This window comes from Stenotrophomonas veracruzanensis, from assembly GCF_032911525.1.
Taxonomy (GTDB): Bacteria; Pseudomonadota; Gammaproteobacteria; order Xanthomonadales; family Xanthomonadaceae; genus Stenotrophomonas; species Stenotrophomonas africana.
In genome coordinates this window covers 60,813-84,677 of sequence record NZ_JAWJTI010000007.1, presented here as the reverse complement: position 1 = coordinate 84,677, position 23,865 = coordinate 60,813, and the positions used below count along the sequence as shown (strand labels likewise).

21 protein-coding genes are annotated in these 23,865 nt (G+C 66.1%); 13 read left to right on the top strand and 8 right to left on the bottom strand.

All coding sequences use genetic code 11. From position 1 onward, the window contains the following. Window positions 1–251 precede the first annotated feature (251 nt). The gene (locus R1H25_RS07760) at window positions 252–1,619 is read right to left on the bottom strand and encodes a short-chain fatty acyl-CoA regulator family protein (RefSeq protein WP_088480262.1); all 1,368 of its coding nucleotides are present in this window, start codon (window positions 1,617–1,619) and stop codon (window positions 252–254) included. 116 nt (window positions 1,620–1,735) lie between these two features. Here R1H25_RS07760 and R1H25_RS07755 point away from each other — a divergent pair, with 116 nt between their 5' ends. The 5 genes from R1H25_RS07755 to mmsB are packed head-to-tail and all read left to right on the top strand — an operon-like array spanning window position 1,736 to window position 7,275. Continuing rightward, entirely contained in the window at window positions 1,736–3,241 is a 1,506-nt protein-coding gene (locus R1H25_RS07755) for a CoA-acylating methylmalonate-semialdehyde dehydrogenase (protein WP_317223243.1), read from the top strand. Between the two features lie 14 nt (window positions 3,242–3,255). After that, window positions 3,256–4,422: an acyl-CoA dehydrogenase family protein gene (locus tag R1H25_RS07750; RefSeq protein WP_317223242.1), complete on the top strand. Its 1,167-nt coding sequence runs from the start codon at window positions 3,256–3,258 to the stop codon at window positions 4,420–4,422. Continuing rightward, complete coding sequence (locus R1H25_RS07745) at window positions 4,419–5,216, top strand: enoyl-CoA hydratase (RefSeq protein WP_049448190.1); 798 nt, start codon at window positions 4,419–4,421, stop codon at window positions 5,214–5,216. The genes R1H25_RS07750 and R1H25_RS07745 overlap by 4 nt, the downstream gene beginning before the upstream one ends. Continuing rightward, window positions 5,213–6,388: an enoyl-CoA hydratase/isomerase family protein gene (locus R1H25_RS07740; RefSeq protein ID WP_317223241.1), complete on the top strand. Its 1,176-nt coding sequence runs from the start codon at window positions 5,213–5,215 to the stop codon at window positions 6,386–6,388. The genes R1H25_RS07745 and R1H25_RS07740 overlap by 4 nt, the downstream gene beginning before the upstream one ends. Next, on the top strand, window positions 6,385–7,275 hold the full coding sequence (gene mmsB / locus R1H25_RS07735; protein ID WP_049448195.1) for a 3-hydroxyisobutyrate dehydrogenase: 891 nt from the start codon (window positions 6,385–6,387) through the stop codon (window positions 7,273–7,275). The genes R1H25_RS07740 and mmsB overlap by 4 nt, the downstream gene beginning before the upstream one ends. Before the next feature lie 229 nt (window positions 7,276–7,504). Here mmsB and R1H25_RS07730 read toward each other — a convergent pair whose 3' ends face one another. Then, window positions 7,505–7,930, bottom strand: coding sequence for an organic hydroperoxide resistance protein (locus R1H25_RS07730; protein WP_004153735.1), 426 nt, complete (start codon window positions 7,928–7,930; stop codon window positions 7,505–7,507). A 111-nt stretch (window positions 7,931–8,041) separates the two neighbouring features. Beyond that, on the bottom strand, window positions 8,042–8,998 hold the full coding sequence (locus R1H25_RS07725) for a cation transporter (RefSeq protein ID WP_317223240.1): 957 nt from the start codon (window positions 8,996–8,998) through the stop codon (window positions 8,042–8,044). Window positions 8,999–9,234: 236 nt separating this feature from the next. Here R1H25_RS07725 and R1H25_RS07720 point away from each other — a divergent pair, with 236 nt between their 5' ends. Both R1H25_RS07720 and R1H25_RS07715 read left to right on the top strand, forming a co-directional pair. Then, window positions 9,235–10,428, top strand: coding sequence for a hypothetical protein (locus tag R1H25_RS07720; RefSeq protein ID WP_317223239.1), 1,194 nt, complete (start codon window positions 9,235–9,237; stop codon window positions 10,426–10,428). 211 nt (window positions 10,429–10,639) lie between these two features. Continuing rightward, window positions 10,640–12,094: a SulP family inorganic anion transporter gene (locus R1H25_RS07715; RefSeq protein WP_317223238.1), complete on the top strand. Its 1,455-nt coding sequence runs from the start codon at window positions 10,640–10,642 to the stop codon at window positions 12,092–12,094. A 57-nt stretch (window positions 12,095–12,151) separates the two neighbouring features. Here R1H25_RS07715 and R1H25_RS07710 read toward each other — a convergent pair whose 3' ends face one another. The 3 genes from R1H25_RS07710 to R1H25_RS07700 form a co-directional block, all read right to left on the bottom strand. Further along, on the bottom strand, window positions 12,152–12,460 hold the full coding sequence (locus R1H25_RS07710; protein ID WP_125428843.1) for an addiction module antidote protein: 309 nt from the start codon (window positions 12,458–12,460) through the stop codon (window positions 12,152–12,154). Between the two features lie 181 nt (window positions 12,461–12,641). Beyond that, window positions 12,642–14,423 carry a peptidoglycan-binding protein gene (locus R1H25_RS07705; RefSeq protein WP_317223237.1) on the bottom strand — a complete coding sequence of 594 codons (1,782 nt, stop codon included), beginning with the start codon at window positions 14,421–14,423 and terminating at the stop codon, window positions 12,642–12,644. Window positions 14,424–14,465: 42 nt separating this feature from the next. Beyond that, the gene (locus R1H25_RS07700) at window positions 14,466–14,870 is read right to left on the bottom strand and encodes a lysozyme inhibitor LprI family protein (RefSeq protein ID WP_317223236.1); all 405 of its coding nucleotides are present in this window, start codon (window positions 14,868–14,870) and stop codon (window positions 14,466–14,468) included. Between the two features lie 265 nt (window positions 14,871–15,135). On the opposite strand from R1H25_RS07700, the gene R1H25_RS07695 reads away from it, so the two are divergent. From R1H25_RS07695 to R1H25_RS07670, 6 genes are all read left to right on the top strand, one after another. Continuing rightward, a complete protein-coding gene (locus R1H25_RS07695; RefSeq protein ID WP_317223235.1) occupies window positions 15,136–15,999 on the top strand; it encodes a lysozyme inhibitor LprI family protein in 864 nt (287 codons plus the stop codon). Window positions 16,000–16,048: 49 nt separating this feature from the next. Beyond that, on the top strand, window positions 16,049–18,811 hold the full coding sequence (locus R1H25_RS07690) for a peptidoglycan-binding protein (RefSeq protein ID WP_317223234.1): 2,763 nt from the start codon (window positions 16,049–16,051) through the stop codon (window positions 18,809–18,811). Between the two features lie 98 nt (window positions 18,812–18,909). Then, on the top strand, window positions 18,910–19,941 hold the full coding sequence (gene dusA, locus R1H25_RS07685) for a tRNA dihydrouridine(20/20a) synthase DusA (RefSeq protein ID WP_241881272.1): 1,032 nt from the start codon (window positions 18,910–18,912) through the stop codon (window positions 19,939–19,941). A 213-nt stretch (window positions 19,942–20,154) separates the two neighbouring features. Continuing rightward, a complete protein-coding gene (locus R1H25_RS07680; protein WP_317223233.1) occupies window positions 20,155–20,529 on the top strand; it encodes a hypothetical protein in 375 nt (124 codons plus the stop codon). A gap of 73 nt (window positions 20,530–20,602) precedes the next feature. Continuing rightward, a complete protein-coding gene (locus tag R1H25_RS07675) occupies window positions 20,603–21,286 on the top strand; it encodes a response regulator transcription factor (protein WP_004136763.1) in 684 nt (227 codons plus the stop codon). A gap of 25 nt (window positions 21,287–21,311) precedes the next feature. After that, on the top strand, window positions 21,312–22,736 hold the full coding sequence (locus R1H25_RS07670) for a sensor histidine kinase (protein ID WP_049448209.1): 1,425 nt from the start codon (window positions 21,312–21,314) through the stop codon (window positions 22,734–22,736). 84 nt (window positions 22,737–22,820) lie between these two features. Here the strand turns inward: R1H25_RS07670 and R1H25_RS07665 are convergent, their stop codons facing one another. Together R1H25_RS07665 and R1H25_RS07660 are read right to left on the bottom strand one after the other, a co-directional pair. Further along, a complete protein-coding gene (locus tag R1H25_RS07665) occupies window positions 22,821–23,567 on the bottom strand; it encodes a zinc-dependent peptidase (protein WP_317223232.1) in 747 nt (248 codons plus the stop codon). Between the two features lie 8 nt (window positions 23,568–23,575). Next, window positions 23,576–23,860 (bottom strand): hypothetical protein, encoded by a 285-nt coding sequence (locus tag R1H25_RS07660; RefSeq protein WP_014035646.1) that lies wholly within the window; start codon window positions 23,858–23,860, stop codon window positions 23,576–23,578. Window positions 23,861–23,865: the final 5 nt, after the last annotated feature.

The window sequence follows — 23,865 nt, the reverse complement described above, 5'->3', positions numbered from 1 at the left end:
CCGTGTCGACCAAGGTCGACACCTACCAGGGCAATACGTCGTTCCGACAGATGGCAGGAAACTGTCGAAGGCGGGGTGGGTCCGGTTGCGGGGGTGTCCGCGGCATGGATGCCGCGGCCAAGCCCCCAAGGACGGGTTTACGGCGTCCCCCGCAACCGGATCCACCCTGCCATCCCACGGAAAGCCCGCTGTTGCTTTTGGTGTTGCCTTGGATTGAAGCAGGTGCAGGGCGCAGCCCTGCCGAACCAACCCTACCGCCCCGGCAACTGCGCGAACGCGCGCTGCATGCAGTCCTCGCGCGGGCACACCCGGCAACCCGGCCCGATCGAAACCGAATTGCCCGGGCTCTGCACATCCAGCCCCAGTGAGTACACCAGCCGCTCGGCATGCTGCAGGTCGCAGCCCAGCGCTACCGCGAAGGTCTTGCGTGGCTGGCCATGGCCGACCGGACCACTGCTGACCTGCCGCGCCAGCCAGAAATGCCGCCGCCCGTCGGGCATGCGCGCCGTCTGCGTAAGAATGCGGCCGGGCTGGTTGAACGCCTCGTAGACGATCCACAGCGGGCACGAACCACCCACCTGCGAGAAATGGAAATCGGTGGCCGAATGGCGCTTGGACACGTTGCCGGCGCGGTCCACGCGGATGAAAAAGAACGGCAGGCCGGGCGCACTGCGCCGCGCCAGCGTGCTCAGCCGATGGCAGACCGCTTCAAAGCCCACGCCGAACTGGTGAGCCAGCAGCTCGATGTCGTAGCTGCTGGCTTCGGCCGCCCGCAGGAAACGCATATACGGCATCACCAACGCACCGGCGAAGTAATTCGACAGGCCAATCCGCGCCTGCGCGATGCGTGCCTCATCGGTGAAGCCGGCACGTGCCACCACCGCATCGATCTGCGGCAGGTAGCCGTGCAGGGCCAGCTCGGCGGCCATCTGGAACGCCTGCTGGCCCGGCTCCAGGTAGTCCGGCAGCCACAACCGGCGCGTGCCCGCGTCGTACTGGCGTTTTTCGCGCCCGGCCTGCAGCGCGGCCACTTCCACCAGCACGCCATGGCGGTCGGCCAACAGCTGGCGCAGGCGCGGCGCCACGTGCCCGGGCGACAGCCCCCACTCGGCGAACAGGCGCTCGGCCAGCTCATCCAGCTCGGGAATGTGGTTGTGCATGCGGTTGAAGAACTCACGCACCTGGTCACCGGCGGGCAGGATGCTGCCGGCGCCGGGTTCACCCAGCTGGAACTCCAGGGCGGCGGCATGCTCACGCAGCGCCAGGTGGCGGCGGTGCAGGTCCAGCAACGCGCGGCTGACCTGCGGCAGGTTGCCGGCCAAGGCGCGCAGCTCGGTCGCGCTGACATCGGCCAGGCCGAGGTCGCGCAGGGTCTCGCCCAATGACTCCTGCAGCGCGGCGGGCTCATCTTCGTCGAACAGTGCGGAAACATCGCCCAATACCTCGCCCAGCTTCTTCTGCACGGCCGGGGTTAGCGGGCGCTTGTTGCGCTCGATCTGGTTCAGGTAGCTGGCCGATAGGCCCAAGGCGCGGGCCAGGTCCACCTGGCTGTAGCCACGCTGCTCGCGCAGCCGCAGCAGGCGCAGGCCAAGTTGCCGCTGTGTGGCTGAATAATTCACAGAATTAACATGAATCGTCTGGCGTGTTGGCCAGATTAAGCGGATTCAGCCCGGAAATCGAGGTGGGTGCTGTGAATAATGCCAAGCATCTTTCGCACCCCGTGGGATTTGTCGTCATGACTGTTGCAGCGCCCCGTATCCGCATGCTGATCGATGGCCAGTTCGTTGAATCGGCCACTTCCCACTGGCAGGACGTGATCAATCCGGCCACCCAGGACGTGCTGGCCAAGGTGCCGTTCGCCACCACCGGCGAAGTGGACGCCGCCGTCGCCGCCGCCAAGGAAGCCTTCAAGACCTGGCGCAAGACCCCCATCGGTACCCGCGCGCGCATCTTCCTGAAGTACCAGCAGCTGATCCGCGAGAACATGAGCGAGCTGGCCCACATCCTCACCGCCGAACAGGGCAAGACCCTGCCGGACGCCGAAGGCGATGTGTTCCGTGGCCTGGAAGTGGTCGAGCATGCCGCCGCCATCGGTAACCTGCAGCTGGGCGAGCTGGCCAACAACGTGGCCAATGGCGTGGATACCTACACGATCATGCAGCCGCTGGGCGTGTGCGCCGGCATCACCCCCTTCAACTTCCCGGCGATGATCCCGCTGTGGATGTTCCCGATGGCCATTGCCACCGGCAACACCTTCATCCTCAAGCCGTCCGAGCAGGACCCGATGGTCACCATGCGCCTGGTCGAGCTGGCGCTGGAAGCGGGCATTCCGAAGGGCGTGCTGAACGTCGTCCACGGTGGCGAGGAAGTGGTCAACGCGATCTGCGACCACCCGGACATCAAGGCCGTGTCGTTCGTCGGTTCCACCCGCGTCGGTACCCACGTCTACAACCGCGCCTCGCTGGCCGGCAAGCGCGTGCAGTGCATGATGGGCGCCAAGAACCACGCCGTGGTGCTGCCGGACGCCAACAAGGAGCAGACCCTCAACGCGATGGTCGGCGCCGCCTTCGGTGCGGCCGGCCAGCGCTGCATGGCCGCCTCCACCCTGGTGCTGGTCGGTGAAGCGCGCAACTGGGTGCAGGATCTGGTGACCAAGGCCAAGACCCTCAAGGTCAGCGCCGGCACCGTGTCCGGCACTGATGTCGGCCCGGTCATTTCCTGCAGCGCCCGCGAGCGCGTGGAAGGCCTGATCGCCTCGGGCGTGGAGCAGGGCGCCAAGCTGGTACTGGATGGCCGCAAGCCGCAGGTGGATGGCTTCGAGAAGGGCAACTTCGTCGGCCCGACCATCTTTGCCGGTGTCACCACCGACATGCGCATCTACCAGGAAGAAATCTTCGGGCCGGTGCTGGTCATCCTCGAAGCGGAAACGCTGGAAGACGCCATCGCGATGGTCAACAGCAACCCGAACGGCAACGGCACCGCCCTGTTCACCCAGTCCGGCGCCGCCGCGCGCAAGTTCCAGGAAGACATCGACGTCGGCCAGGTCGGCATCAACGTGCCGATCCCGGTGCCGGTGCCGCTGTTCTCGTTCACCGGCTCGCGCGCGTCCAAGCTGGGTGACCTGGGTCCGTACGGCAAGCAGGTGGTGCTGTTCTACACCCAGACCAAGACGGTCACCGCGCGCTGGTTCGATGACGAAACGCTGAGCCATGGCGTCAACACCACGATCAGCCTGAAGTAACGGCAGGAGCAGCCATGAGCCACTCGATGACGACGGAACTGGAAGAAGCACAGCAGGCGTACCGCGAGGCGGCGCGCGACTTCGCGCAAGCCGAACTGGCGCCGCACGCCGCGCGATGGGATGCGGAGGGCATCTTTCCGCGCGAGGCGATCGCCAAGGCCGGTGAACTGGGCTTCTGCGGTCTGTACATGGACCCGGAAGTGGGCGGCAGCGGCCTGAGCCGACTGGACGCCGCCGTCGTCATCGAGGAGCTCGCCAACGTTGATCCGTCGACCGCGGCCTACATCAGCATCCACAACATGGCCTCGTGGATGGTGTCCACGTGGGGCCAGCCGGCGCTGCGCGATGCGTGGGGCACCGATCTGTCCTCGGGCAACAAGCTGGCCTCGTACTGCCTGACCGAACCGGGTGCCGGTTCCGATGCGGCGTCGCTGAAGACCACGGCCGTGCGCGATGGCGACTTCTATGTGCTGAACGGTTCCAAGGCCTTCATCTCCGGCGCCGGTGCCACCGAGCTGCTGGTGGTGATGGCGCGTACCGGCGGTGCCGGTGCCGGCGGTGTCAGCGCGATTGCGGTGCCGTCGGACCTGCTGGGCATCAGCTTCGGCCGCAAGGAAGAAAAGATGGGCTGGAACAGCCAGCCCACCCGCGGCATCACCTTCGAGAACGTCCGCGTGCCGGTCAGCCACCTTCTGGGAGAGGAAGGCGGCGGCTTCAAGCTGGCGATGAAGGGGCTCGATGGCGGCCGCATCAACATCGCCGCCTGCTCGCTGGGCGCCGCGCAGGGCGCGCTGGACGCCGCACGCCGCTACATGGGCGAGCGCCGCCAGTTCGGCAAGGCGTTGGCCGAATTCCAGGCGCTGCAGTTCAAGCTGGCCGACATGGTCACCCAGCTGGTCGCCGCACGGCAGATGGTGCATACCGCCGCGCGCAAGCTCGATGCCGGTGCCAGCGACGCCAACGTGTGGTGCGCGATGGCCAAGCGCTTCGCCACCGATGCCGGTTTCAACGTCTGCAACGAAGCGCTGCAGATCCATGGTGGCTACGGCTACATCCGCGAATACCCGATCGAGCGCCTGCTGCGTGACTGCCGCGTGCACCAGATCCTGGAAGGCACCAACGAGATCATGCGGGTGATCGTTGCCCGTCACCTGCTCAACACCGAAGAGGAACTGCGATGAAGGATTGGCGTACCCAGGAGCACGTGGGCCTGAAGCTGGAGGTCGATGGCCACACCGCCGTGGTCACCCTGAACAACCCGCCGGCGCACACCTGGACCGTGCACAGTCTGTCAGCGCTGCGCGACCTGGTCGGCGCGCTCAACGCAGACCGCGACATCTACGCGCTGGTGATCACCGGTGACGGCGAGAAATTCTTCTCCGCCGGTGCCGACCTCAACCAGTTCGCCTCCGGTGACAAGGCCGCTGCACGTGAAGCCGCGCGCCGTTTCGGTGAAGCCTTCGAAGCGCTGTCCGGTTTCCGTGGTGTGTCGATCGCCGCGATCAACGGCTACGCCATGGGCGGTGGCCTGGAATGCGCACTGGCCTGCGACCTGCGCATCATCGAAGACCACGCCCAGGTGGCGCTGCCGGAGGCCACCGTCGGCCTGTTGCCGTGCGCCGGTGGCACCCAGAACCTGCCGCGCCTGGTCGGCGAGGGCTGGGCCAAGCGCATGATCCTGCTGGGCGAGCGCATCAATGCCGAGACCGCACTGCGCATTGGCTTGGCCGAAGAAAAGGTCGGCAAGGGCGAATCCAAGGCACTGGCCCTGGAATGGGCGAAGAAGGCCGGCAAGCAGAGCCCGACCAGCATCGCCGCCTGCAAGACCCTGGTGCAGTCCACCCGCACCGGCACCCACGCCTCGGCGCTGGTGGCCGAGCGCGAAGCCTTCGTCGACCTGTTCGATACCGCTGATCAGGTCGAGGGCGTGACTGCCTTCCTGGAAAAGCGCGCCGCGCAGTGGAAGAACGCATGAGCACCGACACCGCTGCCGACGACGCACCGGTGTTGTTCGAAGAGCGCGTGGCCAGCAACGGCACGCGCATCGGCATCGCCACGCTCAACGCGCCGCGCACGCTCAATGGTTTTTCGCTGCCGATGGCGCACCTGTTGCTGAAGCAGCTGAATGCCTGGGCCGATGACGACGGCATCGCCATGGTAGTGCTGCAGGGTGCCGGTGAGAAGGCGTTCTGCGCCGGCGGCGACCTGCACAGCCTGTACAAGAGCATGGTTGCCTTCCGCGAGGCCGGCCGCAGCGACATCCGCGAGAACGACTACGCAGCCGAGTTCTTCGACGTCGAATACCGCGTCGATTACCTCATCCACACCTACGCCAAGCCGATCCTGTGCTGGGGCCATGGCATCGTGATGGGCGGCGGCATCGGCCTGATGTCCGGCGCCAGCCACCGCGTGGTCAGCGAGCGCTCCAAGCTGGCTTTCCCGGAAATCACTGTTGGTTTGTTCCCCGATGTCGGTGGCAGCTGGCTACTGCCGCGCGTGCCGGGCAAGGGCGGCCTGTTCCTGGCCCTGACCGGCGCACTGCTCAACCCGGGCGATGCAATCTACGCCGGCCTGGCCGACGTGCACGTGGCTGAAGAACGCCGCAGCGCGGTGTTCGATGCGTTGCTGCAGGTGGCCTGGTCCAGTGATGCCGCACACAACCACGAACGCCTGACGCATCTGCTGCAGTCGCATGCCAGTGATGCTGCGACCGGTCCGCTGCTGGCCAATGCAGCGCAGGTCGAGGCGCTGTGCGAAGGCGATGATCTGCAGACCATCGTGGCGCGCATTGCCGGTCTGCAGACCGACGATGCCTGGTTGCAGGCGGCACAGAAGACCCTCGCCGCCGGCGCACCGGGTTCGGCACGGTTGGCGTACGAACTGCAGCGCCGCAGTGCCGGCCAGGACCTGGCCGCGATCTATCGCCTGGAATACATCGTCGCCCTGCATTGCGCCGCCCACGGTGATTTCGCCGAAGGCATCCGCGCGCTGCTGATCGACAAGGACCGCAATCCGCAGTGGAACCCGGCCACCCTGGCCGAGGCCACCGGCGCGTGGGCCGACACCTTCTTCGCTTCCCCCTGGGCCGATGCCGCGCACCCGCTGGCTGACCTGGGCACTCCCCTTGTTGAAAGGAGCCTTGCATGAGCCGCATTGCATTCATCGGGTTGGGCAACATGGGTGGCCCGATGGCCGCCAATCTGGTCAAGAACGGCCACACCGTGCGCGTGTTCGATCTGGTCCCGGCCGCGGTACAGGCCGCCGTCGATGCCGGCGCCAGCGCCGCCGCATCGGCGCGCGAAACCTTGGTCGACGCCGAAGTGGTGATTTCGATGCTGCCGGCCAGCCGCCACGTCGAAGGCGTGTACCTGGGCGAGGACGGCATTCTTGCCGCGATTCCGGCGGGCGCACTGGTCATCGACTGCAGCACGATCGCGCCGGCCAGCGCCCGCAAGGTTTCGGAAGCCGCGGCCGCGCGTGGCCTGCAGATGATCGACGCGCCGGTATCGGGCGGTACCGCCGGTGCCCAGGCCGGCACCCTGACCTTCATCGTCGGTGGCGAAGAGGACGCGCTGGAACGCGCCCGCCCGGTGCTGCAGGCAATGGGCAAGAACATCTTCCATGTCGGCGCCAGCGGTGCCGGCCAGGTCGCCAAGCTGTGCAACAACATGGCGCTGGGCGTGATCATGGCGGTGACCGGTGAAGCCATCGCCCTTGGCGTGGCGCACGGGCTGGACCCGAAGGTGCTGTCGCAGATGATGGCGGTCAGCACCGGCCGCAGCTGGGCCACCGAAGTGTGCAACCCGTGGCCGGGTGTGCTGGAAAACGCCCCGGCCTCGCGCGGCTACAGCGGCGGTTTCGGCAGCGATCTGATGCTGAAGGACATGGGCCTGGCGGTGGAAGCGGCGATGAGTGTCGGCGCTTCGATTCCGCTGGGCGAAGTGGCCCGCAACCTGTACTCGATGAACCACCAGGCCGGCCGCGGCAAGCTGGATTTCTCCAGCGTCGTGCAGCTCATCACGAGCGAGAAATAAGGCTTGGGTAGGTAGAGCCGAGCCCATGCTCGGTTGCTTTTCCGCCGGATGTTCCAGCGCCGGACGGATCAGCCGAGCATGGGCTCGGCTCTACAGAAGCAAATGCGTCCCTGGCGCGCTCCGGGGCCCACCCGAGGTGGGATGGGCGGATGCCCGGTTTCGACCGGCATCCGCCCATTTTTTTTGCCCTGCACGCGGGTAGTGCCGGCCGCTGGCCGGCATCACCGCATCAGGCAACGATCAGCGTCACGTCGATGTTGCCGCGGGTGGCATTCGAGTACGGGCACACGATGTGCGCCTTCTGCACCAGCTCTTCGACCTGCTCGCGCGGCACGCCCGGCACGTTGATGGTCAGCTCGGCCTCGATGCCGAAGCCGGTCGGGATCTGGCCGATGCCGACCTTGCCGGTCACGGTGGTGTCGGCCGGCAGCGCGACCTTGGCCTGGCCGGCCACGAACTTCAGCGCGCCCAGGAAGCAGGCCGAGTAGCCGGCTGCGAACAGCTGCTCCGGGTTGGTGCCCGGGCCACCGGCGCCGCCCAGCTCGCGCGGGGTCGACAGCTGGATGTCCAGCACGTTGTCGGAGGAGACGGAACGGCCTTCACGGCCGCCGGTGGAGGTGGCCTGGGCGGTGTACAGAACCTTTTCGATGGACATCGGGATGCTCCTGGTCGGTGGGTGGGTGTTTCGTTGGAGCCTACTTTGCCCGGTTTCCGCGTACGTTGGGTTGCAAGGCGTACGAAAAACTTGATCGATCGTCCTGCGGGCCTAGATCGTCCACTCGCGGTCGGTGGTGAACATGATGGTCAGCCAGCGGTCCGGCGAAGCCTCGCCCAGCGCATCGCCGATCTCGTCGCGCAGCTGGTCCCATTCCACCAGCGGCCGCGGCGGGTCGTCCTCGCGGACCACGAAGAACAGCTCGATCTGCTCGCCACGGCCCACCTGGGCCACGTAGCTGCGGTGCTCGACGAAGCCATGCTTGGCCACGATCGCGCGTGCCACTGCATCCACGTGCGCCTGCAGCTCCGGCGGGGTGACCAGCAGGATGCCGGCCAGCGCCCGGCGCACGGTGCCGAGCGGGGCAATCATCACCAGCACGCAGACGAAGGCGAGGATGGCCGGGTCGATGTACGGCCCGATCCAGGCCCACGAGGTGCCCTGTACCAGCACGCCGCCGAGGAAGGCGACCATGTAGCAGGCCGACATGCTGGCTGCGATCACCCAGTTCTTGGCATCCAGCGCCATGAATTCCGAGCCGATACGGCGGTTGGCGCGCAGCACGAACCAGCCCAGCGCGCTCTCGGCCACCAGTGACAGGCCGGCGAAGATGATCGCCGGGCCCAGCGCGATGTGGCGGCCACCGGACATCAACGCGTCCACCGCATTGACCAGGGCATACAGCGCCGCGCCGATCATCAGTGTGCCGCTCACCCCCAGCACGATCGGCTCCAGGTGCCAGAAGCCCATGGTGAAGCGCTGGTTGAGCCGCGACTGGAGGGCGTCGGTCTGCGTGGACAGCGCGATCAACCGCGCCACCAGCAGCGACAGCCAGGTCATCACCACGTCGATCAGACCGTAGATGCCGTCGAAGATGATCAGCGAGGAATTGGCCAGCAGGCCGAACACCACTGCGGCGGCGGCCAGCAGCAGCGAGGCGGCGATCGACAGGCGCAGCACGCCCTGTTCGGTGGCGGGATCGAAGAAGCGGGGGGAGGCTAGGGCCATGTCCGCATTCTAACTACCTCTGCTGATCAAAATATGTTAGATGGCTTCAAATTCGGTTGGGCCGTGTCGCCATGCACGATCCCGGCCCACGCGGTGACGAATGAGATAAATTGACGATATGAATCTACAAAAAGGGGGATGCTGTGAGGGATGATTTAAGGGCGCTGCACGAGCTGATCGATTCATTCGGAAGTCTCTTGGGTAGCCCGGGTGCACGACATGCAGTGGAAGTTAATTTGGCCGTCGACCCTGACGACCTCATGTCATTGTTTAATGACTGGATGATAATTCTCGAGAGCGACACTCTCTATAGCCGCGCAAGCGCTGCAGAATCGGCATTTCGAAGAAAGTCTTTGATTAAGAAATTGACCAAAGCTCGAGCTGCAATTGCAAACAGTCGAAGTAATGGGGGGATGGGGTGGCTGCTGGGATCAAGTGCATTTGTTGATACTCTTTCAGCAGTATCGCTCGATATGCGGTCACTTGCCACTGTTGAGTCTGATTTGCGTAGCCACCTCGCGAAGGATCTCAGAAGTAGCGGCGCAGATGCCGTGGCGCAGGCATTGAAAGCCGGCCGTGCAGCAAGATCAATTCTTTCCCAAGAGAGCTCCATCGGAAGCGCCGCGACCAGAGTGGCTGAGAGTGAGAAAACCGCGGATGAAGCGGGGAGGCGTCTCCGTTTGCTGGTCGCAGAGTCCGAGGCAGGACGAGTGACGGTTGCTAATATTGCGACAATGATTACTCAGCAATCAGTTGAAGCAGAGAGAATGCACGCTGAAATGATCTCGATGAGGGAGGTCACAGAGGCAAAGAAGGATCATTTTGAAAGCGTTCTTGAATCTGTTCAGGCGAAATCTCTTGAGGCGGGGGCTGCAGTGGAAAGGTCCACTGTTGAGTTGAAAGACGCATTGGAGAGCGTAAAGAGGCTGGGGCTTGCTGGTGCATTTACAACTAGGGCCGGCGCGCTCCGCCTTGAATGGAGGGTTTGGATCGTTGTTTTTGTACTTGCACTATCCGCGCTGTCATTCGTTGCCTTTAAGTTCGGCGAAGGAATGAATTCGCTGACCTATGAATCTCTGGTTGTTGGCCTTCTTCGGAGAGTCGCACTTGCCGCTCCACTAATTTGGCTTGGCTGGTATTCAGCCAGGCAGCTAAGCTTGATCGCCAAAATTAAGGAGGACTATGAGTATAAGGCTGCGACAGCATTGGCGTTTGAGGGCTATCAGCGCGAGATGCTCGCCTCGGGGAATGAAAGTTTGCGGGCCGAGCTTCTAAGTGCCGCAATTGCCACATTTGGGTCGAACCCTGTCCGGCTTTATCCAAGTTCGTCTGATGACTCGAGCTCTCCTGCTGAGCAACTCATAAAAAAACTTCCTTCATTAGACGTTGACTCTGCGATTGGGATTTTGCGAGGAAGAGGGAATAAGTAGAGGGATAGGAATCTTGGAACGATGGCGACGCTTGTACAGGCATCGCCATCGAAATTATGATGCACCCCTCCCACGTACCGACGCCCGCCTGCAGTGATCACGCCACCCTGACCCTTGCCGCACATCGGCAGCCGGCCTGCCCGGCTCAGGAACCCGTGTCTTTCCACTGCAGCGCCATGCGGCCACGCCCGCCTGTGCGCGGAGTTTTCCCATGCAAACGTCCTACCCCCTGCGCCAGCAATGGCTCGGCAACATCCGTGGCGACCTGCTGTCCGGCATCGTCGTCGCCCTGGCCTTGATTCCCGAGGCCATCGCCTTTTCGCTCATCGCCGGCGTCGACCCCAAGGTCGGCCTGTATGCCGCGTTCTCCATTTCCGTCATCACCGCCATCGCTGGTGGCCGCCCCGGCATGATCTCTGCCGCCACCGGTGCAATGGCGCTGGTGATGGTCGACCTGGTCAAGGACCACGGCCTGCAGTACCTGTTCGCGGCCAGCATCCTGGCCGGCCTGCTGCAGGTGCTCGCGGGCGTGTTCAAGCTTGGCTCGTTGATGCGCTTCGTCTCGCGCTCGGTCATCACCGGCTTCGTCAACGCGCTGGCGATCCTGATCTTCCTGGCACAGATGCCGGAACTGATCGGCCGTGGCCCGACGGTGTACGTGCTGTGCGCCGCCGCGCTGGCGATCATCTACCTGCTGCCGCGCGTCACCCGCGCCGTGCCGTCGCCGCTGGTGGCCATTGTCGTACTCACTGCCGTGGTGATCGGCTTTGGTGTGGACGTGCGCAGCGTTGGTGACATGGGCCAGCTGCCCGACAGCCTGCCGCACTTCCTGCTGCCTGATGTGCCGCTCAGCTGGGAGACGCTGCGCATCCTGCTGCCGGTGTCGGCCACGCTGGCGGTGGTCGGCCTGCTCGAATCGATGATGACCCTGCAGATCGTCGAGGACATCACCGAGACGCCCAGCGAGCGCAACCGCGAATGCGTCGGCCAGGGCGTGGCGAACACGGTCACCGGCTTCCTCGGCGGCATGGCTGGCTGCGCGATGATCGGCCAGTCGGTGATCAACGTGACCTCCGGTGGCCGCGGCCGCCTGTCCTGCCTGGTGGCCGGCGTGTTCCTGCTGGTACTGGTGGTGTACGGCAGCGACCTGGTGCGGCAGATCCCGATGGCTGCGCTGGTGGCGGTGATGATCATGGTCAGCATCGGCACCTTCAGCTGGCGCTCGCTGCGCGACCTGCGCACGCATCCGCGCAGCTCGTCTGCCGTCATGCTGCTGACCGTGGTGGTCACCGTGGCCACCCACGATCTGGCCAAGGGCGTGCTCAGCGGCGTGCTGCTGTCGGCCCTGTTCTTCGCGCGCAAGGTTGGCCGCATGCTGGATGTGCAGCGCGACGATGCCGGTGACACGCAGGTCTACCGCGTGCGTGGGCAGGTGTTCTTTGCCTCGGCGGGGCAGCTGGGAGCGGCGTTCGATTACCAGCACGTGGCGCCGAAGGTGCAGATTGATCTGCGCGATGCCCACCTGTGGGACCTGACCGCCGTGGCCGCATTGGAACGCGCGCAGGAAAAGCTGGCCGCACATGGGGCGGAGGTGACGGTGGTGGGGCTCAACGCCGCCAGCCAGACGTTGATCGAGCAGGTGGGTGGTGCGCGCGCGGGGCATTGAGTCTGCATCGCGCCCCAGGTAGCGCCGGGCCATGCCCGGCGAGCGCAGTGGCTGCGATCAGGCGGTGCCAGCGGGTTGCTTGTCGGCTTGCACGATGAGATGCACGCCAAGCGCCGACAGCACACGTTGCACGGTATCGAAGCGTGGGTGTGCTCCGGGGCGCAGCGCCTTGTACAGGCTCTCGCGTCCAAGACCGGAGACCTCGGCAACGCCGCCCATGCCGCGGGCGCGCGCCACTGTTCCGAGTGCCTCCTGGAAGTGGCCCGCATCACCTGCTGCCAACGCCTCGCTTAGATAGGTGGCGATTGCGACGTCATCATCCAGATAGTCTGTGGGATCGAAGGGAATCGTCTTCAGCTTGCTCATCTGCGTGAACGTCTGTGTCGCTTGGAGGAATGCCATCGACTGATCGTATCCAGAGAGATACATCTTTCAATTGGCATCTGCGACGATCCTCGACGTACCTCAGCCAACGCCCCCGTCGGCCTCAAGCCGACGAGGGGGCGAGTAAGGCAATGGCATTCGCAGGCCCATGGGCCTGCATTCCTCACGCCATCATGGCCCGCGGGCCGTGCTGCTGGGTCTGCTGGTCGATCTTCTGCTGCTCGCGCTGCTGATCGCTCACCTGCAACGCCCGCTCGCTGTTCTCCTGCACGCTCTGGCGCATCGCGTCAGCGGTCAATACCGGCGCGGTATTGCGGTTCAACGCGCTTTCGTCATGCAGCGCATTGGCCTGCACCGCGCGCGCCATCGAGCCATCCTGGTTCAGCTCAACGCGATCAACCCGGTACAGGCCGGCACGCGCAGCTTCCACGGTGAGGGCAGCGGCCAGCTTCTCGCTGTGCTCGCCGGAGGGCAGGCCACGCGCTTCCTCGGCGAACTTCACCTGCACCAGGGTCTCGGTGTACAGCCAGTTCTGCGGGCTGCGCGGGTCGGACATCGGGTATACCGTCTCGCGTGCAGGCTCGGCCGCTGCCTGCTGTTCCGGGGTGTTGCCCTGCGCCTGCGCACGCTGCTGCACTTCATTGGCCAGCGCCTGGCGGGTTTCCGCATCGGCAATGCCGGTCGCAGGCAGGCCATGCTGCTGCTGGAAAGCATTGATCGCATGGCGGCTGCCACCGCCCAGATAGCCATCGCTGCCGATGGCCTGGCCCTTGGCGTCGGTCAGCCCCAGCGCGGCCAGGTTGCCCTGGAGTTCGCGCGCGTCGCGGTCGATCGCGGCCAGCGTGGCTGGCCCGGCCTTGCCGTCCACCGGGTCCAGATTGTGCGCGCGCTGGAAGTCTTCCACCGCCTTGCGGGTGGTGGCATCGAAGCGCCGGTCCGGATTCAGTGTCTGCTGGCCGTCAGCACTGGCATAGCCCAGCGTGACCAGGTTGCTTTCCAGCTTCAGCACGTCACGGCCGCTGGACCCTTCCTTCAACGTCTGCGAACCGGCCTGCTGGCGCGGTGCGCCGATCTGGTCCAGCGCCACCTTGATGTCCGCATCGTTGTGCTCACCGGCGGGCGAGTAGTCGCGGCTGCTGACCTTGGCGTGGGCACGGTCCATCGCCTCTTTGTTGCTGGCGTAGGCGTCTTCGTAGCGCACGGCGATGTCGCCGGCCTTGGGCGCGTCGAAGTACTGGTACGTCTCGCGGATCTGCCCGGCCTTCGCGCGCAGCGCCTCGTAGTCACCGCCTTCTTCCAGCACCTTCTGCAGCTTGGGCAGTTGGCTGGGCAACTGGTTGGCGGTCTTGGCGATCAGGCTGATCGCTTCGAACCGGTTCTCCTCAGCGATGTTGCTGCCGTGCGTGTCCACCATCGTCATGCCGATCCGGGTGGCGTTGCGCACCTGCGGGTAGTCGATGTTGGCGTGGATCCACTGCTTGCCCTCGGCCGAACCGGCCCAGGCATTGATGCTGTCGCGCGTGTGGGTGTCGATGAACTGGATCGAGCTGCGCCCGCTGAGCCCATTGCCGTGGCTGAGCAGGTCGCGGCGCAGGTCGGCGTGGTCCTGGGTGAAGGGCAGGTTGTGCGCCTTGGCGTAGGCGCTGGCCTGATCGATCACCGCGTCGACATAGGTCGTCTCGCCCGGCTTCAGGGCATGGCCGTCGATGGCACCCAGCGCCCATTCGCCACGCTGGCCGAAGTCGACCTGGATCGCGCCCAGGCTGTAACCGCTGTTCTGCGCGACCTTGTTCACCGTACCCCAGTGCGGTTCGGTCACGCCCTGGGTGATGCCGGCGATGGCCAGGTGGTAGGAGGCGGGGCCACCTTCGGTACCTCGGCCGACGGCGAAATACACCGCGCCGGAGGTGGCGTCGAGATCGTGGGTATCGATGTTGGTTGGCATGTCTTACATCCTTGTTCAGTCAGAGGGTCCGCCCCTCCTGGGTCAGTCCAGCAGCTGGAGATACTTCTGCAGCTGGTCGGCACGCGCGCTCAGGCGCATCACATCGTTCAGCTCGCCCTGCAGGTTGCCCGGCTGCGAATCGTCGTACAGCGCGGCATCCAGTTCGCCATCGCGGCTGCGCGACTGCAGCCACGCGCGCTGGGCATTGACCAGCTTGGTCTTCTTCGCGCCACTCAGCTTTGCCTGCAGCTGACGGTACGCCTGGTTCAGGCGCTGGTCCTGACGGGCGCTTTCCGAGGTCAGGCAGGCGGCCTGCTCGACAGCACCCTGCGCCTTGTCCCGGCAGGTGGTAAAGGTCGGGCTCAGCCCGCTGGCAGCCGGTGCTGCGGTTGCCGTGCCGACGGCCAGGGCGGCAATCGCCAGCGCGGCGGCGAGGGTCCTGCTCATGCGCTTGTGCTGCATCATCTGCTCCACACGTCCAATCCATTGCGAGCGCTGGACTATAGCGGCGTCACTATTTCGTCGTCGTCAACGATTCACGACAAATGTGACCGGTTGCCCTCTAGGCCGGACTTCAGCGGCGGCATCGGTGCAACATGAATCCAGTCAGGTACCGGGGCGGAAGGCTGCCTTAGGATGGCGCGCGTGATGGGGACCGATGGACGGCCCCGCTTGGGCCGGCACCCGCCGGCTGCACGCCAGGGAGACGCACGTGAGTGAAGCAATGGCACCCCGCAAGGGCAATGTAACGAAGAACGCTGGCCGCCGGCACTGGGTGGCGCTCGGTCTGTGTGCGGTACTGGCCGCCTGCCAGGCCCCTTCTTCCCCCGCATCGGCCGAATCCACCGCCGCTGCGTCAGCGCCGGCCGCGCTGGCGCCGGCAGGCGGCACGCCCACCGGTTACCCCGACAGCTCCTACAGCGAAGGCCGCCTGCGGCCCGCCTACGGGTGGTGCGTGGATGGCGTGGAAGACGCAGGCAAGCTGCAGGCCTGCGGCGAGGATGAACTGGCCTACCAGCAGGCGCGCCTGCAGGAGGGCACCGCCAAGGCGGTGGCCGGACTCGACGCGGCTGCCACATCTGCATTCCGCGCCGGCGAGGCGGCCTGGCGCAGCGATACCGACCGTCATTGCGCCGCAGCGGCCGATGCCGGCGTGGATGCGCTGCAGAGGGCGCAGGAATGCCGCCTGTTCCGCGTTGCCAATCGTGCCGATGCGTTGCTGGCACAGAGCGCTCCTCCCGACACCTCCCATGCGAAGGCGCCGTTGCGCGATGAATACACCCGCTGCGTGCAGGACGCCCGCGGCATGGACGACCAGCTTGAAGCGTGCGACGCCGCCGAGTTTGCCTATCAGAAGCAGCAGCTGGAGGCGCAGGTAGCGCGTCTGATGGCGAGCCCGGACAGTCCGGCCAAGGACCGCTGGATGGACGAGCAGGCCAACTGGGTTGAAGACACCGACAAGCGCTGCGCGCCTGCCAGTGACCATGTGGGGGCGATGCTGGATGCACAGTCGTGCCGCATCAACCGGTACGCCAACCGCGCCATCGAACTGCAGGGGCGCGTGCTGGCCCGCTGAGCCAGCGCTGTCCGCGCCCGGTCACTCTCCAAGGACAAGGAACTGAGCCATGCCTACCCATATCGATACCCGCAATCTTGATGCCACCGCCGGTGCAGTGTTCTTTGCCGTCGGCCGTGGCACCGAAGGCGGTGGGTCGTCGTACCATCTTTCCATTGCCGGCATCACCAAGGGCCTGCATGAGCCGAAGTGGGGCACCGTCGGCGCGGTGGCCGAGAACAGCGGCTATTCGCTGGGCACCATCCAGGTCGACTTCGGCCAGCGCGGTACGTGGCCGCTGGGCGCGACAGAGCGCCGCACGCTGAAGCCGGGCGAGAAGACCTACGTCGATGCCGTGATCGACCAGGCCAGTGCCTATGCCAGCGCACACGGCTTGCCGTTCACCCACGATCGCGCCGATCTGCGTGCGGACCTGCTCAGCCATGGGGATGGACGGGAGAAGCGGCCGTCCATCCGTTTCATCGATGCGCCCACCCGCGACAGCATCAATGCCTGGGCCGGCTCGCCGGAAGGCAAGCAGTGGATCCACACGCACATCGACTACCCGCAGGTACGCAACGCCACGCACATTGCGATGAACATGCTGGAAAAGCATGGCAGCGGCATTGCCGAAGACAAGCGCTTCGAGGCCATCGCGTTGATTGCCAAGACGGCCAACCAGCTGCCGGGCCGGCTGGATGATCTGGAAGCTGTGCTCAAGCGCGGCGGTGATTACCAGGACCTGCGCGACCAGGCCGCCGCGATCCGCCACAGCAGGAAGTTCTATGCCGGGCTGACCGCTGCCGACGTCGCTGCCGGGTATGAAGACGCCTACGCCAGCAACAAAGAGGCGATGGACCGGGCGCATCTGAAGGTGGGGCGCCGCGATTTCGCACCTGCCACCGAAGGCAGTGACCCGGACATCCGGGTGGCGCTGCAACAGGCGCGAACGCATGGACACGGTGGCGGTGGTCCGCAGGTGCTGAAGGAAGGCTCCAGTGGCCGCGCGGTGGAAAAGCTGGAGCACAACCTGCACGCGCTGGGTTATGGCGGGACGGGGGCGCAGGCCATCCATCCCGACCGCCAGTTCGATGCCACCACCCGGCAGGCCGTCGAGGCCTTTCAGCGTGACCATGGCCTGACCCCGGTGGATGGCAAGGCCGGGCCGGCCACATTGAGCGCGATCGACCGCGAGGCACGCGCGCTGCAGGCTGACATGGCGGCACTGGGGCTGACCGATGCACGGGGCAAGGTGATTACCCCCGACGGTTACCTGGGGGCGGGGAGCCAGCACGCCATCAATACCTTCCAGCAGCAGCACCATCTGCCGGCCACCGGCATGGCCGACGCATCCACGCGCCGCGCGATCGATGCCGAAGCCGCACAGCACCGCCCTGCAACGCCATCACCGGCTGCACCCGCTGCACCCGCTGCACCCGCAGCGGCCCCTGCGCCCGAGCGCCGCAGCGGGCCTGCCGCCGCTGCACCCGGCGGCGAGCGCATCACGGTGGTCGAGCCCTACGGCAATGGCGGCAGCAACCGCACCCTGCGTCACGGCATCAGTGGCGAAGAGGCGTTCCGCGAACTGAAGATCCACCACCCCAACACCAACGCGGCCGCCGTGCGCGCGGGCGACGCCAGCAGGGTCGACCGTACCGCCGAAAAGGTCGAGGGCGAGCTGGAGGCGGTGCGCAGACGCGAAGACCGCAACGGCATTCCGCTGGTGCAGAAGGACCTGATCCTGACCGATCGGTCAGGCGGGCGCAGCCTGATGGTTCCCAGTCCGGTGGCCGGCTACGTCAAGCTCAACGACGACGACACCAATTCCATCAGCATCTACAGCCATCCGGTCGGCGATGCGCGTCGCGAGCTGGTGGGCCAGGTGCTGCACGGCGCGCGCGGGTCCATTCCGTACAAGACCGGGGATTTCGTCGAGTACGGCGCACCTTTGGTGCGGCAGTCGGATGTTGGGTCGCCGGGCGCGATACACGCGCACATCGAAGTCGAGCCGGACCAGTATCGGCGCTATCTGGGGGACATTCTCAACGACCGCATCACTCTGGGCGGCAAGGTGCAGGCACAGGGCCCTGAAGCCGCGCAGGCCGCACGCGACGCGCAGCAGGCACCGATGGCTGATGGCATGCTGGTGAAGGGCGAGCGCGGTGACGAGGTCAAGGCCCTGCAGGGCAAGCTGGCGGCGCTGGGCTATACCGCCGCCGACGGCACCGCGCTGGGCACCGATGGCATCTTCGGCAAGGACACGCTGGCGGCGCTGAAGCAGTTCCAGGCCAACAACGGCCTGGACGATGACGGCAAGGCGGGCCGTCTCACCCTGGCCCGCCTGGCAGATCCGGCCGCGCTGAAGGCCGGTGCGCAGACCGCCGCCGTCCCGGTACACACCGAACCGGCCGCGTCGCCAGCACCTGCAGCACCGGCCAGCATGCGCGACACCGGGCATGCCGAAAACCCGCGTTTCGCCCAGGCACTGGAGAAGCTGCAGGGGTTGGAACAGCAGCGCGTGCAGGCGGGGCTGTCCCCCTTGTTCGCCAACCCGCAGGAAGCCGAGCGTGCGGCCGGCCAGCTGGCCTACGAGAGCAAGGTGGCCGGCATGCGCCAGATCGACCATGTGGTGGCACGCCCGGATGGCACCGGCCTGTTCGCGGTGCAGGGAACGCCGGGTGATCCGGCGGCGCAGCGCATCTTCGTCGATCGCCAGCAGGCGGTCTCGCAGTCGGTCGAGGCCAGTACCCGGCAGAGCGCGGAACTGGAGACCCAGTTCAACGCGCAGGCGCAGGACGCGCAGCAGGAACAGGTGAAGGGGCGCGTGCAGTAGGGCGGGCCGCGGCGTTCCCCGCAGGGCGGGTGCACCGGCCCCAGGGGGGCGCCCGCCGCCATTCAGCCGGCCGGTGTAAACTATTGATCTCACTGGCAATGCCAGTCTCCACGATCAATGCCCCGATGACGTCCGCCACCGCCCGTTACGCCGATTCCCTGCGCCTGTCCGTTGCCCCGATGATGGACTGGACGGATCGCCATTGCCGCGTGTTCCATCGCGTTCTGGCGCCGGGCGCACGCCTGTACACGGAAATGGTGCACGCCAATGCGGTCATCCATGGCGATCGCGAGCGCCTGCTCGGTTTCGATGCCAGCGAACAGCCGCTGGCGCTGCAGCTGGGCGGCAGTGATCCGGCCCTGCTGGCGCAGGCCGCGCGCATCGCCGCCGAGTGGGGTTACGACGAGGTCAACCTCAACTGCGGCTGCCCGTCCGACCGCGTGCAGGCTGGCCGTTTCGGCGCCTGCCTGATGCGCGAGCCGGTGCTGGTGGCCGAGTGCGTGGCGGCCATGGTCGATGCGGTGGATATCCCGGTGACGGTGAAGTGCCGGCTGGGCGTGGACGAGGACAACGACTACGACGTATTTGCCGCCTTCGTCGACCGCCAGGTTGTCGCCGGTGCGGCAATGGTGGTGGTGCACGCCCGCAATGCCTGGCTGAAGGGCCTGTCGCCGAAGGAGAACCGCGAGGTTCCGCCGTTGAAGTACGACTGGGCCTACCGCCTCAAGCAGGAGCGTCCGGCGCTGCCGGTGGTGATCAACGGTGGCCTGGCCAGCATCGAAGCGGTACAGGCGCAGGCTGCGCACGTCGATGGCGTGATGCTGGGCCGCGCGGCCTACCACGACCCCTACCTGCTGCATCAGCTGGAGGCGCTGCACACCGGCGCTCCGCTGCAGGCCCGTGGTGACCTGCTGCGCGCGCTGCGCCCCTACATCGAGGCGCGTCTGGGCGAAGGCCTGGCGCTGAAGCACATCACCCGCCACCTGCTCGGCCTGTTCCACGGCCAGCCCGGCGGCCGCGCATTCCGTCAGGTGCTGAGCGAGGGCGCACACCGCCCGGGCGCCGACTGGAGCCTGGTCGAACAGGCCTTGGCGGTCACCGAACGCGAAGCTGATCGCGCCGCAGCGTGACCGCAGTCACATTCCTGACTTGACAAGCAGCGGCGATTCGTCCCGAATGTTCACTTAGCTGAACAACCCGGACGCTGGACCGGAAAAGTTCAGACCGGATTCACTGCCCCAAACCAAGAATTTGCAAAGGATTTGTAAAACACCGGGCCCCGAACCCGGCACCCGGATTTACGACTTTTGAACGAATCGCCGTGCTCGGCTAGGATCGCATCGATGTCTTCCGCTCCCTTCCATTGCCGCATTGCCCTGGCCACCTGCGTGGTGCTGTCGGCTGTGCCGGTGTCATCGGCGCTGGCGCAACAGCCGCCGCGTGGCGATCAGGGGCGTTCAGAGATGATGGAGCGGGGCGAGCGCGGCAACCGCGGCGACGAACGTTCGCTGTCCGATGCCGTGCGCCGCGTGCAGCGCAGCACCGGTGGCCACATCCTCGGCGCCGAGCGCGTTCCGTTCGACGGTCGTGACATCAACCGGGTGAAGTACATGGACGACCGGGGCCGGGTCCGCTACATGGACGACCCCGCCCCGTCGCGTTCACAGCCGCGCACGCCGCGGTCGGATATGTCATCACTACGCGGCGATAACCCCTGAACAGGGATAGTCGCTGTTATCAACCCGTACCCCACAGGCCTCCGGGCCACACCCAGGACACTAGGGAGAGTTCATGCGTATCCTTCTGGTCGAAGACGAAGCCCCGCTGCGTGAGACCCTGGCAGCCCGGCTCAAGCGCGAAGGCTTTGCCGTCGATGCTGCGCAGGACGGCGAGGAAGGCCTCTACATGGGGCGCGAAGTCCCGTTCGATGTCGGCATCATCGACCTTGGCCTGCCCAAGATGTCGGGCATGGAGCTGATCAAGGCCCTGCGTGATGAAGGCAAGAAGTTCCCGGTGCTGATCCTGACCGCGCGTTCGAGCTGGCAGGACAAGGTCGAGGGCCTGAAGCAGGGCGCCGACGACTACCTGGTCAAGCCGTTCCACGTCGAAGAGCTGCTGGCCCGCGTCAACGCGCTGCTGCGCCGCGCTGCTGGCTGGAGCAAGCCGACGCTGGAATGCGGTCCGGTTGCCCTGGACCTGGCTGCGCAGACCGTCAGCGTCGCCGGCAGCAATGTCGACCTGACCAGCTACGAGTACAAGGTGCTGGAGTACCTGATGATGCACGCCGGTGAACTGGTCTCCAAGGCCGACCTCACCGAGCACATCTACCAGCAGGACTTCGACCGCGACTCGAACGTGCTGGAGGTCTTCATCGGCCGCCTGCGCAAGAAGCTGGACCCGGATGGCGAGCTGAAGCCGATCGAGACCGTGCGCGGCCGCGGCTACCGTTTCGCGATCCCGCGCAACGAGGGCTGAGCCGGCTCACCCTGGCGATTACACGATGTCCGGCCGTCTGTGGTTCTTTCGACGCTGGCGGCCGCGCTCACTGCAGGCGCGCCAGATGTTCGCCGCGTCCGTGGGCCTGGTCGCGTTCCTGGCGCTGGCCGGTTACGCACTCGACGCCGCCTTCGCCGATACGGCGAAGGCGAACCTGCGTGAGCGCCTGAAGAACTACGCCACCGCCTACGCGGCCGGCATCGACTTCACCCGCGACCGCTCGCTGTACATCCGCGAGCAGCCGCCGGATTCGCGCTTCGACGTGCCGGGCAGTGGCCTGTACCTGCAGGTAGTGATGCCGCACGGCAAGGGCAATTCGATGTCCGCCGAAGGCCCGATGCTGCCCACCGTCGGCGGCGGCCTGCTGGCACCGCGCCAGGAAGTGTTCGAAGGTCCGCTGCCGATGATCCAGATCGATGGCAGCCAGGGCTCGGTGTACCGCTATGGCCTGGGCCTGGTGTGGGATGCCGACGCCGATCCCGCCACCGAATTCCCGTACACCATCTATGTGATGGAAGACTCGCGCGCGCTGGGTGCGCAGCTGCGGGTGTTCCGCAGCCGGGTCTGGTTCTACCTGGGTGGCATCGGCCTGATCCTGCTGCTGCTGCAGACCGTCATCCTGCAGTGGAGCCTGAGGCCGCTGCGTCGCGTGATCACCGAGCTGACCAAGGTGCAGCGCGGCGAAACCGAGCGCATGAGCGAGCGCCACCCGCGCGAGCTGGAGCCGCTGACCGACAGCATCAACGCCTTCATTGAAAGCGAGCGCGAGAACCTCGAGCGCCAGCGCAATACCCTGGCCGACCTGGCGCACAGCCTGAAGACGCCCATCGCCGTGCTGCGCACGCAGATGGACAGCGGCGCCGGCGATGGCGCCCTGCGCGAGGAGCTGGACGTGCAGCTGCAGCGCATGAACAACCTGGTCTCCTACCAGCTGGCACGTGCTGCGTCGTCGGGCCACAAGCTGTTCTCCGCGCCGCTGCCGATTGAATCCAACGCCGAGGAGATCGTGCGTGGCCTGGAAAAGGTCTATGCCTCCAAGGGCGTGCTGTGCGAATTCGACATCGACCCGGCCGCGCGCTTCCACGGCGAACCGGGCGATCTGCAGGAACTGCTCGGCAACCTGCTGGAAAACGCCTTCAAGTGGGCCAATCGCCGCGTGCTGCTGACCGCGCAGCCGCTGCCGGCACCGAACGCGCGTCGCGCCGGCCTGCTGCTGGCGGTGGACGACGATGGCCCGGGCATTGCCCCGGACGACATCGGCAAGGTGCTGCAGCGTGGCGTGCGTGGTGACGAGCGCGTGCAGGGCCACGGCATCGGCCTGTCGATCGTGCAGGACCTGATCAAGGACTACCGCGGCGAACTGACCGTCGGCCGTTCCAGCGAACTGGGCGGCGCCCGTTTCGAAGTGCGCCTGCCGCCGGGGCCGTAGCCTTGTGTAGAGTCGAGCCATGCTCGACTGCTCCGTAAAAAGCAGCCGAGCATGGCTCGGCTCTACATAAGCTGCGGTAGTGAATCAGCCGACTATCGCCGGCGGCTCTCCATAGAACCGCCGCAGCTGCGCGGCCACTTCCGGCAATGCCTGCTGCAGCAGATCCGGCGCCGAGAAGTGATACTCGCTGGCCACCGCGAAGAACTCTTCCGGTGCTTCGGCCGCATACGGATCGATCAACGTTTCCGCGCCTGCGTCCACCTGTGCACAGAAGGCGTCGTAGGCGCGCTGGAAAATGCCCGCCCATTCGCGCTGCCATTCGCGCGGCAGTGGTGGCGTGCCGTCCATCGCACCATCCAGCGCATCCAGCTTGTGCACCATCTCGTGCACCGCCACGCAGTAGCCCTCGTGCGGCGTCGCCAGGTCGGCCTGCACATCGGCCCAGGACAGGATCAACGGACCGCTGTCCCACGACTCGCCAATCAGTTCGTCATCCCATTCGTGCAGTACGCCGGCTGCATCCATGTGGCTGCGGTGGACGCGGAACGCATCGGGGTAGACGATCAGCTGCGACCAGCCTTCCAGGCCCACTTCGCCGAACTCCAGCAGCGGCAGGCAGCACAGCGCCGCCAGCAGCACGCCATCGCCGGCCTGCAGCTGCAGCTCGCCGATCGGCGTGATGGTCTTCTCGTGCAGGAAGCGCGTGGCCAGCACGCGCAGGCGTGCGCGGCGCTCGTCGTCCAGACCGCGCAGCCAGGCCGCGCGGCGGCAGGCGTCTTCCCAAAGTGCATCGTCAATCGGCCGCGGCGCAGGCCGCAGCCACCGCAGCAACGAGTTGATCAGCGGAACATTCCCGGCAGGTAGCTGTGCCACTTCGGCGCGCGGATGCGCTGCAGCACGTCGTCGTCGCTGCCGCCGCCGCCGGTGCTGGTGGCACTGCTGGCGGCCGGGCGAACCGCAGCCGGCTTGGTGGTGGCCGCCGAGGCGGTCGCGGTCGGTGCGCGCTGTGAGGCGGCATCACCGTTGGACGACACGCAGGCGCCGCGGCTGTCGTCCAGCGCTGCTGTCGCAGACGCCGCGAAGGGCATCATCAGCAGGATCAGGCAATGGGCATAACGGCGCATTGACG